Consider the following 15,492-nt stretch of genomic DNA (forward strand, 5'->3'; position numbering starts at 1 on the left):
CTGCCATCACTCGAGACTCGAAGAAGAGCGGCACTACCGGTGATCAGGTCGATCTGGCCCTGCTGGTGGACGGCCTGCAGTCCGAGCGGGAGCAGGGCATCACCATCGACGTGGCCTATCGCTATTTCTCCACGGACAAGCGCAAGTTCATCATCGCCGACACCCCGGGCCACGAGCAGTACACCCGCAACATGGCCACCGGCGCCTCCACCGCGAGCCTCGCGGTGATCCTGATCGATGCGCGCTATGGGGTGCAGACCCAGACCCGCCGACATAGCTTCATCTGCGATCTGCTGGGCATCCAGCATCTGGTGATTGCGGTTAACAAGATGGACCTGGTGGATTTCTCCCAGGCGCGTTTCGACGAGATCGTCGCCGAGTATCGAGGCTTTGCCGACAATCTCAGCGCCCGGGACATCCGCTTCATTCCGCTGTCGGCCCTGACCGGCGACAACGTCGTCAACAAGAGCGAGCATACTCCTTGGTATTTCGTCGGCGACTATCAGAAAGAACCGCTGCTTACGCTACTCGAGACCGTCGAGATCACTCGTGATCAGAATCTCAGCGATCTGCGCCTGCCGGTGCAGTATGTCAACCGTCCTCACCTCGACTTCCGCGGTTACTGCGGCACCCTGGCCGCCGGCACTCTACGGCCGGGGCAGGCAATCAAGGCATTGCCCTCGGGCAAGACCGCCCGGGTAGAGCGCATCGTCACCTTCGATGGCGATCTGGAACTGGCCACGCCGGGTCAGGCAATTACCGTCACGTTAGATGATGAAATCGACGTTTCCAGAGGCGACTGGCTGGTCAATTCAGAGGCGCAGATGACGCTATGCGATACCATCGAGGCAGATATCGTATGGATGCACAAGACCCCGCTGGAGCTTGGCAAGCGTTTTGATTTCAAGCTGGCTACCCGGGAGCTGGCAGGGCAGGTGAGCGCCATCGATTACCAGATCGACGTCAATACGCTGACGCACAGGAGCGCCAACCACCTGGACCTGAATGCCATCGGGCGTTGTCGGGTGGAGTTCACCGCGCCATTGCCGGTAGACGACTATCGCCGTAGCCCGGGCACCGGCAGCTTCATCGTCATTGATCGGCTTACCAATGCGACCCTGGGCGCGGGGATGATTCATCGGACGCAGGATAACGAGCTCCCCTTCGAGTATCGAGATCATGATAGCAAGGCGGAGGTAGTATGGAATCGCACCAGCATAACGCCGGCCATGCGCGCTCGTGTCTCAGGGCATTCAGGGAAATGTATCTGGTTCACGGGGCTGTCCGGTTCCGGGAAGTCAACTTTGGCCAATGCCCTGGAAGTAGAGCTCAATCGTCGCGGTTATCACACAATGCTGCTCGATGGCGACAACATTCGTCATGGCCTGTGCCGCGACCTGGGCATGAGCGAGGCGGATCGCGCCGAGAATATTCGTCGGGTCGGTGAACTCGCCAAGCTGTTCTGCGATGCCAGTCTCGTTGTAATCACCGCCTTCATTTCGCCGTTTCGCAGCGATCGGGACAACGCGCGGCAACTGTTCGAAGACAATGGCTTCATCGAGATACACGTCGATACGCCGCTGGACATCTGTGAGCAGCGCGATCCCAAAGGGCTATATCAAAAGGCTCGTCAGGGCAAGATCAAGGACTTTACCGGCATCAACAGTCCTTATGAAGTGCCCAAGGCCCCGGAGGCAACGGTGAATACCGCGACCCAAAATCCCACCGACATCATAAGCCAACTCCTGAGACAGTTTTTCTAGACGTGTTCTTCGACACCAGAGTTATAGGCACGCGGTTGATGGTAAAACGTTATAAGCATCGAAGCAGAGGTTACTGGTCAAGCAGCCAAAAATTACTTACCTTTTGGGTATAAGGTAACTGGTTTTATTTCCAAAATAGAATACGGCTTTCTTGTTCCGGACTCTGCTGTCATGACCCACGACCTCGATGCATCGAATGGCGCCGTCATATCCAACGGGAGTGGCGCCAAACTGCAACTGCTACGGGATTTTCCCCGGGGGCAAGTGTGCTTGATGGGGGCGGGTCCGGGAGATCCGGATTTGCTCACTCTCAAGGCACTGAAACGACTGCAGGTTGCCGAGGTCATTTTGCACGATCGGCTGGTCAGCGAGGAAATCCTTGCCCTGGCCAATCCTCGGGCCCAGCGTCTATATGTCGGCAAGGCCCGTTCCCAGCACAGCTTGCCCCAGGAAGGGATCAATCAAGCGCTCATCGATTGGGCGCGCCAAGGCAAGCGGGTAGTGCGCTTGAAAGGCGGCGATCCCTTCATCTTCGGTCGTGGTGGTGAAGAACTCGAGACCTTGGCAAGCGCTCAAATTGCTTTCGAGGTGGTGCCCGGGGTGACCGCCGCCTCGGGCTGTGCCGCCTACGCCGGTATTCCTTTGACCCATCGCGACCATGCCCAGTCGGTGCGTTTCGTGACAGGGCACCTCAGCAACGGTAGCTGCAATCTCGATTGGGCGACCTTGGCGCGTCCCGGCCAGACGCTGGTGTTTTACATGGGCTTGGGCAGCCTCGACGAGATTCGGCATGGGCTCCAAACCCATGGCTTATCCGGCGATACGCCGCTGGCGCTGATCGAGCAGGGCACCACGGCACGTCAAAAAGTGCATGTCGGTACGCTTGCCTACCTTCCCACCAGCCTAAAGCAAGAGCAAATACGTCCCCCGACCCTAATCATCGTGGGCAGCGTGGTGTCGCTGCATGCGCGACTCGCCTGGTTTACCGCTGATCTTGCGTCAAGCCAAGGCTGGAAGCACGGTAAGCATCCTACGCCATTGGAAAATGCCAACAGCGCCTGATGTTATACCGCAACCCTTATGATTAATCGGTGCTTACATCGCGAAAGCGTGCATTGATCAAACAGTAAATGCCATAGCCGACGAGCCCCAGGGCGACAATTCCCAGTAACCAAGGGCCAAATGGTTGGCTAGCCAAGGTGTTGAGCGCCCCGCCCAGACCCTGTGCCTCGCTTGGATCTGTTTGCCAAGCGGCGATGCACAGGAAGCCGCCGATGATCATGAACACGACGCCTCGGGCAGATAGCCCCCAACGCGTGGCGCCCTCAGCCAGCTTGCGCTGAGTTTCGTTCATCTTGACCATGTGCCAGTTCTTGAGATAGGAGCGTTTTACGGCACGTACGATCTGACGAATGCCAACACCCATGAAGACGATGCCTACGGCGAATATCAGATAGATGCCGCCTGGATTGCTCATCATTTTGGCGGTGCGATCCTGTGTCGAGCTGCCATCCCCCGACGACGCGAAGGCGTTGAGCAGTAGATCAATGCAATAAATTCCCAGGCTCGCGTATACCAAGCCACTAATGACGAATCCCAGTCGCGTCGCGATGCCCTTGAACCCGCTACCCGCATCTTCGGTATCGTAAAAGGCCTGCACGATTCGCCATAGGGTATAGGCAAACAGGCCAAATGCCATCAGGCCCAGCAAGGTACTACCAAAGGGTTGGCCGGCAATATGAGTGATTGCCTCCTTTGTACCGATGTTCTTGCCGCCCAGGCCAAAAGCGGCCATGGAAGCAAGTACCCCAACGATTAGATAAACCACCCCCTTGGCGGCATAACCGCATCGAGCCAGGATGGCAATCGTATTTTCAGTAGTGGAATTGGTGTTTTTCACAAAGGCTCCATGATATTCAGGCAACGAGTACAGTGGTTTGCTCAACTAACCGCGACGAAAACGTTGCATTTGATTTGTTTTATCGGCAAAAATTTGTAGTGGTAAGTCACTACGATATGGATGATACGAAGCGTTATGAGCAGCTTTTCAAACCCACAAGATATTGAATTCTTGCTAAAGATGCTTCAGTTTTCAAACAGGGCAGAACGATAACCGTCATTTGCCGAGCAGATAAATTAGCGTTTCTTGCAAGGGATAAAATGCTTTAAGCTTGAGTATCCTATGTTATCGATGGGTGCGATAAAATAGGTCTACCGTCTTAGCCGCAAGAAATCTCAAGTACTTTTCACAAGGAATGACGTTGCGATTGTTTATGCAAAGTCTATTCTTGTTGAACAGTACAAAAACACAGTGTTGCACAAATAGTGAAAGGATTCGTATGAACGCTCAAAAGGAAACCGAACATAAGCGCGGCCGTGAAGCGAAAAAACCCTCGGAGATCCCACGCGCAGGATGGTTCGATGTCCTTAAGCGTGTCATGGGTGAAATAAGTAGGGATCATGTCAGTATCGTTGCTGCAGGCATCGCTTTTTATGGGCTGCTTGCCATTTTCCCCGCCATTGTTGCGCTGATTTCATTGTGGAGTTTAGCCTTTGATCCACAACAAATTTCTCAACAGATTTCTTCGATAAGTCAACTTCTGCCTTCTCAAGCAGCCGATATAATAAAACAGCAGGCTCAGAAAGCCAGTTCCAATGCTGGTACAGGCATAGGGCTTGCGGCCATAGGCGGGTTGCTGTTGACGATTTACAGTGCCTCCAAGGGTACTCAGGCCTTAATGGAAGGATTGAATATCATTTATGATGAAGAAGAAACTCGAGGCTTCTTCAAAAAGAATGCCGTAAAATTAATACTTACCTTTGGTGCAATGCTGATAGCTGTCATAGCTTTGGGAACTATTATCTTCATTCCCATCCTGGTTAAAGCGCTAGGTTTTCCAGAATTTATTAGCACGGTAGCCAATATCATTCGTTGGCCTTTACTATTTATCGTATTAATTATTGCGCTGGCAATACTTTATCGTTATGCAGCAGATCGTTCTAGACCTCGCTGGCAGTGGACTAGCGTTGGATCAGTTGTTGCTGTGTTGCTATGGATTGCAGGTTCAATCGCCTTTTCCATCTATGTCCGTAATTTTTCAAGCTATAACGAGACTTATGGGTCACTGGGTGCGGTTGTCATTCTTCTCATGTGGTTCTGGCTTTCAGCATTCATTGCGCTTCTAGGGGCAGAGTTGAACAGCGAAATGGAACGTCAGACCAGATACGACACCACAGCAGGAAAGCCGCGGGCGAAAGGAGAGCGAGGTGCTTACGCCGCAGATACGGTAGGCGACAAGCAATAAAAGCTAGGGTTGTCCCGGTGTCTTATTTTTGATGAACGACCTAATTTATATGCAAGATTTGGTGTAGAGGTATTAGGCTGCCAAAGCAATAGATCTACAACATTAGTTAATAAACAAAAACGACGCATGAAATGCGTCGTTACCCTATTTTACCAAAGCGTATGCTTAGGTAACCTCGTTTCGAAGCGAGCTTCTGATCTTGCTGTCAGGGAAGCCGAAGAAAAATAGGGTTGAAGCGATGAAACTTTTTATGTACTTGGGGGGCGTGGTCATTTTCCTGGGGGTTGTCTTGACCTTCGTCGATTCTGGCGCTGAAGCAGTCATACCATTGACCCCGCAGCAGGAAAGATACTGTAAGGCTGTTATCGAATGGCGTAAGCAGGAATTGTTTGATGCGCCGGCAGGATCGCGAACCGGTCATCCGGATCATCGAAATCTCTACGATCAATGGTGCCAGTGAGCTTGTTCGGCTCATTCGCGGTAACCTGAGGAAGGTTACAAGAAAGAGATACAACAAAATTTTTGATGGTGCGGATGGGGAGACTCGAACTCCCACACCTTTCGGCACTAGAACCTAAATCTAGCGTGTCTACCAATTCCACCACATCCGCTACGGGCAAGAACCGGAGACATTTTACGGAGGCTTTGTGCCAAGTCAATCGGCATTTGCGCTTTGTTACAATATTGACGATGTGCCGATGGTGACGTGGAGATGAGCAAATGCAAATGTCTACTTGGTAAAAGTAAAAAGTTATCTTCCAGATCGTTGCAGTACGTCGATCATTTACTCAAGCAGCTATTGCCAGGACGCTGTGATTTTTGCCTGGCACCTTCCACATCTTCTCGATCCTGGTGCAATGCGTGTTTCAAGACGTTACCTTGGAATAATCATGCTTGCTATCAATGTGCAGAACCTATTCCAGACAACACTTATTCCTTATGCGGCCATTGCTTGAAGCAATTGCCTGCCTACGACATAGCGCGAGTTGGGTTGCGTTACGAGGGCGAGGTGGCGTTGCTGATACAGCGCTTCAAGTTCAACGCGGATCCGCGAGCCGGCGTCTTGCTCGTCGATCTGATGCATGCAAGCTTGCAACAACTGTTTCCCCAGGAGCTTCCTCAGGCGTTGGTTGCGGTACCGCGTCATCCGCAGCGGGCTAAAGAGTTTGGTTTTGATCAGGCCCAGTGGCTGTCACAACAGCTGTCTAAGCGAATGGGGATACCTTGCCTAGCGGCAAGGCGTATTCGCAGCACGCCCACTCAGCGAGGCCTCGATCGTTCTGCGCGGTTGCGTAATGTTCAAGATGCTTTCGTCGTTGGCGTTGCGCTACCACCCCATGTTGCTGTCGTCGATGACATTATGACCACGGGCGCTTCATTGGAAGGACTGGCCAAGGCCTGCCGTATTGCTGGAGCAAGTCGTGTAGAAGCCTGGGCCGCGGCACGAACGCCATTGGCACTCTCTTGATCTGGTAGCATGTAGTCCATTTCGTCCTGAGGAGCGAGTATGGCCATTGCAAACCAGCATCCCTTCGATAGTTTGACGCCCGGACGCATCCTTGATGCTATCGAGGGGTTGGGGCTATGGATATCCAGTGAGCCTTTTGCACTGAACAGCTACGAGAATCGCGTATTCCTACTCAGTGACGACGACCGGCAACGCTGGATCGCAAAGTTCTATCGTCCCGAGCGGTGGAGTGAAGCACAGCTACGGGAAGAACATGGTTTTCTCGACGAACTTAAAGCAGCTAACGTGGCCGTTGCGGCGCCCTGGCGCGATGACCAGGGCAATAGCCTGCATGAGGCTCATGGCTTTTATTTTGCCCTGTTTCCGCATGTTCCAGGTCAGGCCCCGGAATTGGACAATCCGGGTCATCTGTTCGCGGTAGGTGAGCTGGTCGGACGCCTACATGCGGTATCACGTCAACATGCGTTCATTACTCGACCCACAATGGAACCGCTGAACCTGGCGCAGAGCAGTCGTGAGCAGGTGCTGACGGGTACTTGGCTTAGCCCACGTCAGCGTCGTGCCTACGCCCGGGTGAGCGAGTCGCTGCTGCAGTTGTTGTCGCGCAGCCTGTGGCCATCTCAGGCAGCCATTCGAGTGCATGGTGACTGCCACCTAGGCAATATTCTAGGACGCGATGACAGCTTCACGCTGGTCGATTTCGACGATTGCGTTATGGCGCCGGCCGTTCAGGATCTATGGATGATGCTGACAGCGCAGAATGATCAGGAAATGCGCTCGCAGCTCAGCGAATTACTTGAAGGATATGAAGAAAACATCTCATTTGATCGTCGTCAGCTCGAATGGATCGAACCGCTGCGAACGCTACGCCTGATGCGCTACAGTGCCTGGCTGGTGGCGCGCTGGCAGGATCCTGCGTTTCCGCGCGCTTTCCCTTGGGTAGCGGGAGAGGAGTACTGGGATCAGCATATACGCATCCTCGAGCAACAGCGTCTGGTGCTGGAAAAACCACGTTGGCTGGCCTGAGTCAGATGGTTGGCATGCATAAGGCTAGGCATCCCTATGTCGCAAGGTAGGGAGCGTCGTCGCTTTTACTGAGCGCTGCTATCTGGATCGGGCCGGTCGGAAGGTATTGGATTGGCTATGCCTTCACCGTCTGCCTGTCGACGCTGGCGATTGAGTTCGGCGGAAGGATTTTCCTGCGCAGTGATATGAGTGCCTTCGCCAACGTTTAACTGGAAATGATGTTCAGGCTCGATGATTGCCTTGGTGCAGCGGCCATCTTGTTCGTTCGTGCAGGTATCCAAGCCAAAGTTTCCATCGTTTTCGAAAGCCGCAGCAGAAAGTTCACCACTATAAATAGCCGGAGAGTCGTCTTCTGCATCGATGCAGGTGACCGATTCGGTGGTCAGTCTGACACGGCGATCGTTCAAGCGTGCACTGGCGGTAATCAAGCAGTAGTGGGGAAGGGGCTGCGTCGAGGCATTCTCACCTCGAGTGACTGGCCGCAGCAGGACATCCGTCATCTCTTCTTGGCTATCATCCAGAGTGATTCGATCGATTACCTGGACATCGATACGTGTGTCCGTTGGCAAATCAAGCGCTGCTTCTGCAGCGAAGACAGGTACCGCACATCCAGCCAACCAGAAACAGAGGATCTTTTTCAACATATCAATCGTTCTCTTCAAAGGGCTTGAACCCCGTGCAGGACGGTAAATGAGTGGCTTGCACTTTAGCATAGGCGACATTGATCTGGCATCCACTCGCTGTGGCAGATCGCCGCCGCAGGGCGCTCGAGCTAGGGTTGTATCGTCGCTGCATGAGACGCGGGTCTGGGTTAGAATCCGTCCTTGACCGCTATCCGATGCGCGCCGCCGTATCTTATGTGAAGCTTTTATTAGACGACATCGCAACAGGCATAATCGATGACTGAAGAACTTGCCAATCACTACCGTGACATCATTGCCGGTATCGGCGAAGACACGACCCGCGAAGGGCTGCGCGACACACCAATGCGTGCCGCCAAAGCAATACAGTTTCTTACCCATGGGTATGGCCAATCCCTCGAAGAGCTGGTCAATGGGGCGGTTTTTGTCTCGGATACGGATGAGATGGTGCTGGTGAAGGATATCGAGCTCTACTCTCTTTGCGAGCATCATATGCTGCCGTTCATCGGTAAATGCCATATTGCCTACATGCCCGGTGGCAAGGTGCTGGGGCTTTCGAAATTCGCGCGTATCGTCGATATGTATGCCCGCCGGCTGCAGATTCAAGAAGATCTTACGCGTCAGATCGCCGATGCGGTGCAACAGGTGACGGATGCTCGCGGGGTTGCCGTGGTGATCGAGGCGCGCCACATGTGCATGATGATGCGCGGTGTCGAAAAGCAGAACTCCAGCATGACCAGTTCGGTGATGCTGGGCAGCTTTCGTGGCAATCAAAGCACGCGTCAGGAGTTCTTGATGCTGGTTAATGGTCGCTAACGCTCATGGTCTTCATGAACGGATTGAAGCAGACGCAGCGAGGAGGGCGTTCGTGAAAGGCACTATCGTGGCTTTCGACGATCGCGAACAGGAAGGTATCGTTGCGGACGAACAGGGTCAACGTTATGCCTTCTCTCTAGTGCAGTGGCGTGGTCGAGGCTTGCCCGGGCCCAAGACTCTCGTATCCTTCGAGGTACGCAATGGTCAGGCGGTGCAAGTATTCAATCTACCCGAGCGACAGCGCCGCGCTAGACGCAAGGTAGCCGCACATCAAGACACTCAAGGCGTAACCTTCAGCGAATCTCGTCGCTACGCGGGCGCTGCCATTGCGGCGATCGCCATTGCCATGCTGGGACTTTTCTTCGATACCCTGGCACCTTTTGTTGAGGTCCTGGCCGTATTCCTTGCGCTGCTTGCGTTGTATCAGATACGCAAGACGCCCGAGCGTTACAAGGGCAGGGGGCTTTGCGTGGCTGCTATCCTGTTGGCCCTTTGTGTGGCTACGCTATCCTTATTGGTAGAGCCCGCGCCCAAGTCCCGCCTTGATTCATCGCACGATACCGTCGCTCCGGTTGAAGAATCATAGTAAAGGTCACTCTTGAACGGTTACCGGCGCAGCCGACACCGCCATACCCATAGGAGCATGCCATGGAAGCCCTGCAGAATTGTCCACTGTTTCGTCCATTTGCGTATATCGATGGTAACTGGATCGCTGCCGACAGCGGTGAACAGATCGAGGTCGATAATCCGGCTACCGGCAAGACGATCGGCACCGTGCCGCGTCTTGGGCGTGTCGAGACCGAGCGTGCCATCAACGCCGCCGAGGCTGCCTTTCCTGCATGGCGCGCGCTGACCGCTCAGGAGCGCGCCGATATCTTGCTGAAATGGTATGACCTGATGCTCGAACATCAGGACGAACTGGCCATGATCATGACCCTGGAGCAGGGCAAGCCCTTGAAAGAAGCAACCGGTGAAATCGTCTATGCGGCGAGCTTTCTGCGCTGGTTTGCTGAAGAGGCCCGACGCGCCTATGGCGAGACCGTTCCCGCGGCGAAAGGCAATCAGCGTATTGTAGTGACCAAACAGCCAGTAGGTGTCGTCGGTGCCATCACACCCTGGAACTTTCCTGCGGCGATGATTACCCGCAAGGTAGGAGCGGCTCTGGCCGCCGGCTGTCCGATTGTTGTCAAGCCAGCAAGCCAGACCCCTTTCTCCGCCACTGCATTGGCACTGTTGGCCGAACGTGCCGGCGTACCCCGCGGTGTTTTCAATGTGGTGCCGGGCAAGGCAAGTGAAATCGCAGCGGCGCTGACCGAGTCGCCGGTGGTGCGCAAGATCACGTTTACCGGCTCCACCGAAGTTGGGCGTTCACTGATGGCCCAGGCATCACAGCATATCCAGAAGATTTCTTTAGAGCTTGGGGGCAACGCCCCTTTCCTCGTGTTCGAGGATGCGGATCTGGATGCGGCGGTGGAAGGCGCCATGGCATCCAAGTTTCGCAATGCCGGTCAGACCTGCGTCTGCGTCAATCGCTTCCTGGTTCAGTCAAGCGTGGTCAATGCTTTCTGCGAAAAGCTGGCCGCCGCCATGAACAGTGAACTCCGGGTAGGCGATGGCACCCAGGAAGGTATTAATATCGGACCGCTGATCGACAGCAATGGGGTCGAGAAGGTCAGTCGACACATCGACGATGCCATTGAGAAGGGGGCCGAGCTGTTGTTGGGCGGGCATCCCCATCCTTTGGGCGGTAATTTTTTCACGCCTACCCTGGTAAGCAATGCCACTCAAGACATGCTGGTAGCCAAGGAAGAGACCTTCGGCCCGCTTTCCGCTGTATTTCCCTTCGACGATGAAGAAGACGCGGTGGCCATGGCCAACGACACGCCCTTCGGGCTCGCCGCCTATTTCTACTCGAAGGACCTGAGCCGCGTATGGCACGTCTCGGAAGCCCTGGAATACGGCATCATCGGTATCAACACCGGACTGATTTCCAATGCGGCGGCGCCATTCGGCGGGGTCAAGGAGTCCGGCCTGGGGCGCGAAGGAGGCCATCAGGGGTTGGAGGAGTTTCTTGAAACTAAGTATCTGTGCATGGATCTGGGGTAAGGGAACGCGCTGCGCTAGATCATGCTGTGTTAAAGATCGGCTTAGAATGCTCATTTACAACAGTAAACTCCGCTTCTTCGCCGATCTTTGCCTTGCCTGATCTTCGCTCGCTGGCGTTCCTTTAGCTCGAAGATGACCAGTGGTGCGATCTTTAGACGCTCCGTTTATTTTAGAGCTTAACGCCTAAAACACCTACGCTAATGGATGCCGGGAGCAAGGCGAAACGAGGTTCTTTTGTCATGGCCGGAAAAGGCTCCATGCGATTCCGGCATTCCCGCCATCCATGGCGGTCAGATAGCAAAAGTAGCGCCCAAGGATGGGTTCACAGCGCCCTCGTGAAGGCTTGTTCGCGGCTTCCCCATCCTACCAGCGGGTTGCGGCAGGAGCTTTCAATGCTTGAAGTGACGCATCCCCGTAAACACCATGGCGATGCCTGCCTCGTTGGCCGCATCGATCGTTTCCTGATCGCGCATCGACCCCCCAGGCTGGATTACCGCGGTAATACCGGCACTGGCCGCTGCATCGATGCCGTCGCGAAAAGGGAAGAAAGCATCCGATGCCATGACCGAGCCAGGCACTTCGAGTCCTTCATCTGCTGCCTTGATTCCCGCTATGCGCGCCGAGTAGACCCGGCTCATCTGACCCGCACCAACCCCGATGGTCTGGCCTTGTTTTACATAGACGATGGCGTTGGATTTGACGTATTTGGCAACCTTCCAGGCAAAGGCCAGATCGCGTAGTTCCTGTTCGGTGGGCGCGCGTTCGGTCACCACCTTGAGCTCATTCCGCCCGACAGTGCCCAGGTCGCGATCCTGTACCAGCATCCCGCCGTTGACGCGCTTGAAGTCGTGGGCATACTGGCGCTCGCCTGGCCAATTGTCACCGGTATCAAGTAGGCGCACATTGGCCTTTTCGGCCACGATGGCCGCAGCGTCGTCGCTGATGCCTGGCGCGATGATCACCTCGACGAACTGCCGATCGATGATTGCCCGTGCTGTCGCTGCATCCAAGGGAACGTTGAAGGCAATGATACCGCCAAAGGCGCTGGTTGGATCCGTCGCAAAGGCTTTCTCGTAGGCTTCCAAGGCGCTTTTGCCGAGGGCCACGCCGCAAGGGTTGGCATGCTTGACGATGACGCAGGCGGTTTCCGTGAAGGCCTTCACGCACTCGAAGGCGGCGTCGGTATCCGCCACGTTGTTGAAAGAGAGCGCCTTTCCTTGACGCTGCAAAGCGGTGGCAACACTCGCTTCACTAGCATTCGGTTCGACATAAAATGCCGCCTGCTGATGCGGGTTCTCGCCATAGCGCATCGATTGTTTCTTGTAAAACTGTAGATTGTACGTGCGCGGCAAGCGGCTTTCGTTACCCTGAATCACGCCGCCAAGGTAGTTGGCGATGGCGCCATCGTAGCCAGCGGTATGCTCAAAAGCCTTGACCGCCAGATCAAAGCGGGTAGCGTCGCTGACCGAACCATCTTGAGATTTCAATTCCTCAAGCACCCGGGGATAGTCGTCGCTATCCACTACTACCGTCGTATAGGCATGATTCTTGGCACAGGCGCGCAGCATGGCAGGGCCGCCGATATCGATATTCTCGATGGCATCGATCAAGGTACAGTCAGGCTTGGCGATGGTGGCAGCGAAAGGATAAAGGTTCACCGCCACTAGATCGATAGGCGCTATGTCATGCTTGGCCATCACTTCGTCATCCTGACCACGACGGCCGAGAATGCCACCATGAATGGTGGGGTGTAGCGTCTTGACGCGTCCCTGCATGATTTCCGGAAAGCCGGTATGTTCGGATACTTCGGTTACCGCGATGCCATGCTCTTTGAGTAGACGGTAGGTACCGCCGGTGGACAACAGTTCAATGCCACGCTCGTTGAGCTGACGCGCAAAATCGACGATGCCTGTCTTGTCTGAGACGCTGATCAGTGCGCGTTTTACCATCATCGAAGCTGGATCTGAAAAAGAGTAGGAAGAAGGGGCGGTCATGATAATCCAATGTCGCAGTGAGGAGAAAGCAGGAGCCAGCCAATAGCTCCCTTCGAAAAGCACGTCAGATCAGATCGTACTGCTTGAGCTTCTTGCGCAGTGTGCCGCGATTAAGCCCCAGTATGCCTGCAGCTCGGGTTTGATTGCCGTCCGCGTAGGTCATTACTGCATTGAGTAACGGTACTTCGACTTCCGTCATGACCATGGCATAAAGATCACTAACGTTGCCGCCATCGAGATGAGTGAAATAGGACTGCATGGCTTCATCCACGGCTTCTCGTAGCGTTTGCTTGCGGCATGGCGAGACGTTGGCGAATTCATCGATCACATGAGTGGTAGAAAAAGCTGAACTGGTCATGCTGCGCTGATCCTCTCCATGGATGTTGAATGCAACTGTCGACATAGCGATTCGACAAAATGTTGCTGCTCGATCCGGGACTCCAAGGTATTGAAGCCTGTTCTGAGCGATTTGGCATTTTCACAAGTGCTCAGATACCAGCCAATATGCTTGCGTGCGATACGCACACCCATGTAGTCACCATAGAACGCATACAGGTTGTCGAGATGTTGATTCATTACACGTCCTCGCTCTGACCAATCTGGTTCAGGGAGATGTTCGCCAGTACCAAGATAGTGATCGATCTGTCGAAATATCCAGGGGTTGCCTTGGGCGCCACGACCGATCATCGCCGCATCCGCACCAGTATAGTCCAGTACTTGGGCGGCTTTCTCCGGTGAGGCAATATCGCCATTAACGAATATAGGAATGCTTACCGAAGCCTTGATGGCGGCGATAGTGTCATATTCTGCCTCACCGGAGTAGCGTTGTTCCCGGGTGCGGCCATGTACCGCAAGCGCCTGAATGCCGCTCTCTTCCGCCAGTCGGGCTATTCTTGGAGCGTTGATGCTGGCACTGCACCAGCCGGTGCGTATTTTCAACGTTACTGGAACGCTGACGGCGCCTACCACTGCATGAAGTATCTCTGCCACCAGATGCTCATCGCGTAGAAGAGCAGAGCCCGCTGCCTTGTTGCACACCTTCTTTGCCGGACAGCCCATGTTGATATCGATGATCTGGGCGCCGCGTGCTTGATTGAGACGCGCCGCTTCAGCCAGCATGTGAGGATCGCCACCGGCAATCTGCACCGCCCGCGGCCCCGGCTCGCCGGCGTGATCGAGCCGCGAACGGGACTTGCGCGTATGCCACAGGCTTGAGTCAGCGGTGACCATTTCAGATACCACCAGCCAGCCCCAAGAGAGCGACACAGCTGGCGAAAAGGACGATCGGTAACGCCGGCCATGGGAGCCAATATTACCCGGTTGGGTAAACGATAAGGGCCAATAGCGGGCGGCTCGACGCGGGCGGTAGCGGGCATCGTGACTCGGGATCTCGAACTAAGAGGGGGAAGCCATGATACTCATCACCAGGCCAAGATTGAAGGCCATTTTAATTAGACTATTAGACGCTGCGACAACCGCTCAAACGCACCCAACCCTCGCGCTCGACGGGTAACTCCATGTGCAGGCCCTGATTGCGATAGGCGTCCAGCACCTCGTCAGCCTGCTTGGCCAGAATGCCTGACAGTACGAGATGGCCGCCGGATGCCACCCTGGCAGCGATGATCGGCGCAAGTTCGATCAGAGGCCCGGCAAGAATATTGGCCAGCACGATATTTTCCGTTCCCTTGGGCAATTGATCGGGTAGAAAAAGTTCGAACTGCGAATCAACGATGCCATTGCGCTGAGCATTGTCGCGACTGGCGATGAGCGCCTGGGGATCGATGTCGGTTCCCAAGGCGCAGGTGGCACCCAGTTTAAGTGCCGCAATGGCCAATATGCCTGAGCCGCAGCCAAAATCGAGAATGTTCTTGTGATCAAATTCGATTTTTTCGGCAAGTTCGTCGAGCCATTCCAGGCACAATGCCGTGGTGGGATGCGTGCCGGTACCGAAAGCCAGGCCTGGATCGAGCAGCAGGTTCACTGCTTTCGGGTCCGGCGCGTCGTGCCAGCTAGGGACGATCCACAGCCGTTTGCCCATCCGCAGGGGAACAAAACTGTCCATCCATTCCCGCTGCCAATCCCGATCATCGAGCAGCTCGTACTCGATCTCAGGGCAGGGATCATCGGCGACGGCCAGCGTCCAGGCTTGATGGACGCGTTCGAGCATGGCCTCGATATGATCGAGATCGTCATACAGCCCGGTCAGCACCGTCTCTTGCCATAGCGGTGTCGTGCCAAGGTCCGGCTCGAAGACCGGATCGTCCTGAGCATCCTGCAGTGTGATCGCCGAGGCGCCCTCAGCGATCAGCAGCTCTTCCAGGGTATCGGCCTGCTCCGGAGCTACCCGGGCCTTGAGTTGTAACCAGGGCATGA

Annotated in this window: 13 protein-coding genes, 1 tRNA gene and 2 pseudogenes; 9 read left to right on the top strand and 7 right to left on the bottom strand. The window is 54.9% G+C overall.

The features are described from left to right. Together cysN and cobA are read left to right on the top strand one after the other, a co-directional pair. On the top strand, nucleotides 1-1,763 hold a 1,763-nt coding region (gene cysN, locus CH74_RS09475; RefSeq protein ID WP_048307213.1), incomplete at its 5' end, for a sulfate adenylyltransferase subunit CysN. A gap of 171 nt (nucleotides 1,764-1,934) precedes the next feature. Beyond that, entirely contained in the window at nucleotides 1,935-2,825 is an 891-nt protein-coding gene (gene cobA, locus CH74_RS09480; RefSeq protein WP_082140366.1) for a uroporphyrinogen-III C-methyltransferase, read from the top strand. 22 nt (nucleotides 2,826-2,847) lie between these two features. Here cobA and CH74_RS09485 read toward each other — a convergent pair whose 3' ends face one another. Then, on the bottom strand, nucleotides 2,848-3,663 hold the full coding sequence (locus tag CH74_RS09485) for a DUF1206 domain-containing protein (protein WP_082140367.1): 816 nt from the start codon (nucleotides 3,661-3,663) through the stop codon (nucleotides 2,848-2,850). Nucleotides 3,664-4,102: 439 nt separating this feature from the next. Here CH74_RS09485 and CH74_RS09490 point away from each other — a divergent pair, with 439 nt between their 5' ends. Beyond that, entirely contained in the window at nucleotides 4,103-5,068 is a 966-nt protein-coding gene (locus CH74_RS09490) for a YihY/virulence factor BrkB family protein (protein ID WP_048307214.1), read from the top strand. A 526-nt stretch (nucleotides 5,069-5,594) separates the two neighbouring features. Here CH74_RS09490 and CH74_RS09500 read toward each other — a convergent pair. Continuing rightward, nucleotides 5,595-5,679, bottom strand: a tRNA-Leu gene (locus CH74_RS09500). A 101-nt stretch (nucleotides 5,680-5,780) separates the two neighbouring features. Between CH74_RS09500 and CH74_RS19535 the strand changes: the two are divergent. From CH74_RS19535 to CH74_RS09510, 3 genes and pseudogenes are all read left to right on the top strand, one after another. Next, nucleotides 5,781-6,011: pseudogene (locus CH74_RS19535) on the top strand (double zinc ribbon domain-containing protein); the annotation flags it as partial. A 66-nt stretch (nucleotides 6,012-6,077) separates the two neighbouring features. Then, nucleotides 6,078-6,536 (top strand): ComF family protein, encoded by a 459-nt coding sequence (locus CH74_RS09505; protein ID WP_253273028.1) that lies wholly within the window; start codon nucleotides 6,078-6,080, stop codon nucleotides 6,534-6,536. A 39-nt stretch (nucleotides 6,537-6,575) separates the two neighbouring features. After that, nucleotides 6,576-7,562: a serine/threonine protein kinase gene (locus CH74_RS09510; RefSeq protein ID WP_048307217.1), complete on the top strand. Its 987-nt coding sequence runs from the start codon at nucleotides 6,576-6,578 to the stop codon at nucleotides 7,560-7,562. A 65-nt stretch (nucleotides 7,563-7,627) separates the two neighbouring features. Here CH74_RS09510 and CH74_RS09515 read toward each other — a convergent pair whose 3' ends face one another. Continuing rightward, entirely contained in the window at nucleotides 7,628-8,206 is a 579-nt protein-coding gene (locus tag CH74_RS09515; RefSeq protein WP_048307218.1) for a hypothetical protein, read from the bottom strand. A 255-nt stretch (nucleotides 8,207-8,461) separates the two neighbouring features. On the opposite strand from CH74_RS09515, the gene folE reads away from it, so the two are divergent. The 3 genes from folE to CH74_RS09530 all read left to right on the top strand — a co-directional run bounded on the left by folE (nucleotide 8,462) and on the right by CH74_RS09530 (nucleotide 11,125). Next, nucleotides 8,462-9,019 carry a GTP cyclohydrolase I FolE gene (folE, locus tag CH74_RS09520; RefSeq protein ID WP_048307219.1) on the top strand — a complete coding sequence of 186 codons (558 nt, stop codon included), beginning with the start codon at nucleotides 8,462-8,464 and terminating at the stop codon, nucleotides 9,017-9,019. A gap of 52 nt (nucleotides 9,020-9,071) precedes the next feature. Beyond that, nucleotides 9,072-9,605 (top strand): hypothetical protein, encoded by a 534-nt coding sequence (locus CH74_RS09525; RefSeq protein WP_048307220.1) that lies wholly within the window; start codon nucleotides 9,072-9,074, stop codon nucleotides 9,603-9,605. A gap of 62 nt (nucleotides 9,606-9,667) precedes the next feature. After that, nucleotides 9,668-11,125 carry an NAD-dependent succinate-semialdehyde dehydrogenase gene (locus CH74_RS09530; RefSeq protein ID WP_048307221.1) on the top strand — a complete coding sequence of 486 codons (1,458 nt, stop codon included), beginning with the start codon at nucleotides 9,668-9,670 and terminating at the stop codon, nucleotides 11,123-11,125. A 389-nt stretch (nucleotides 11,126-11,514) separates the two neighbouring features. Here the strand turns inward: CH74_RS09530 and purH are convergent, their stop codons facing one another. The 4 genes and pseudogenes from purH to prmA all read right to left on the bottom strand — a co-directional run bounded on the left by purH (nucleotide 11,515) and on the right by prmA (nucleotide 15,490). Continuing rightward, complete coding sequence (purH, locus tag CH74_RS09535; protein WP_048307296.1) at nucleotides 11,515-13,119, bottom strand: bifunctional phosphoribosylaminoimidazolecarboxamide formyltransferase/IMP cyclohydrolase; 1,605 nt, start codon at nucleotides 13,117-13,119, stop codon at nucleotides 11,515-11,517. A gap of 64 nt (nucleotides 13,120-13,183) precedes the next feature. After that, nucleotides 13,184-13,477 (bottom strand): DNA-binding transcriptional regulator Fis, encoded by a 294-nt coding sequence (gene fis / locus CH74_RS09540; RefSeq protein ID WP_082140368.1) that lies wholly within the window; start codon nucleotides 13,475-13,477, stop codon nucleotides 13,184-13,186. Continuing rightward, nucleotides 13,474-14,495, bottom strand: a pseudogene (gene dusB, locus CH74_RS09545) (tRNA dihydrouridine synthase DusB). The gene fis and the pseudogene dusB overlap by 4 nt, the downstream one beginning before the upstream one ends. A gap of 83 nt (nucleotides 14,496-14,578) precedes the next feature. Then, nucleotides 14,579-15,490: a 50S ribosomal protein L11 methyltransferase gene (prmA, locus tag CH74_RS09550; RefSeq protein WP_048307223.1), complete on the bottom strand. Its 912-nt coding sequence runs from the start codon at nucleotides 15,488-15,490 to the stop codon at nucleotides 14,579-14,581. Between the last annotated feature and the right edge of the window lie 2 nt (nucleotides 15,491-15,492).

Source organism: Halomonas sp. PR-M31, from assembly GCF_001039575.1.
Classification (GTDB): Bacteria; Pseudomonadota; Gammaproteobacteria; order Pseudomonadales; family Halomonadaceae; genus Modicisalibacter.

Coding starts and splice junctions, on each gene's coding strand:
- cobA (WP_082140366.1), top strand. CDS start 1,935: ATGACCCACGACCTCGATGCATCGAATGGCGCCGTCATATCCAACGGG.
- CH74_RS09490 (WP_048307214.1), top strand. CDS start 4,103: ATGAACGCTCAAAAGGAAACCGAACATAAGCGCGGCCGTGAAGCGAAA.
- CH74_RS09510 (WP_048307217.1), top strand. CDS start 6,576: ATGGCCATTGCAAACCAGCATCCCTTCGATAGTTTGACGCCCGGACGC.
- CH74_RS09515 (WP_048307218.1), bottom strand. CDS start 8,206: ATGTTGAAAAAGATCCTCTGTTTCTGGTTGGCTGGATGTGCGGTACCT.
- folE (WP_048307219.1), top strand. CDS start 8,462: ATGACTGAAGAACTTGCCAATCACTACCGTGACATCATTGCCGGTATC.
- CH74_RS09530 (WP_048307221.1), top strand. CDS start 9,668: ATGGAAGCCCTGCAGAATTGTCCACTGTTTCGTCCATTTGCGTATATC.
- purH (WP_048307296.1), bottom strand. CDS start 13,119: ATGACCGCCCCTTCTTCCTACTCTTTTTCAGATCCAGCTTCGATGATG.
- fis (WP_082140368.1), bottom strand. CDS start 13,477: ATGACCAGTTCAGCTTTTTCTACCACTCATGTGATCGATGAATTCGCC.
- prmA (WP_048307223.1), bottom strand. CDS start 15,490: ATGCCCTGGTTACAACTCAAGGCCCGGGTAGCTCCGGAGCAGGCCGAT.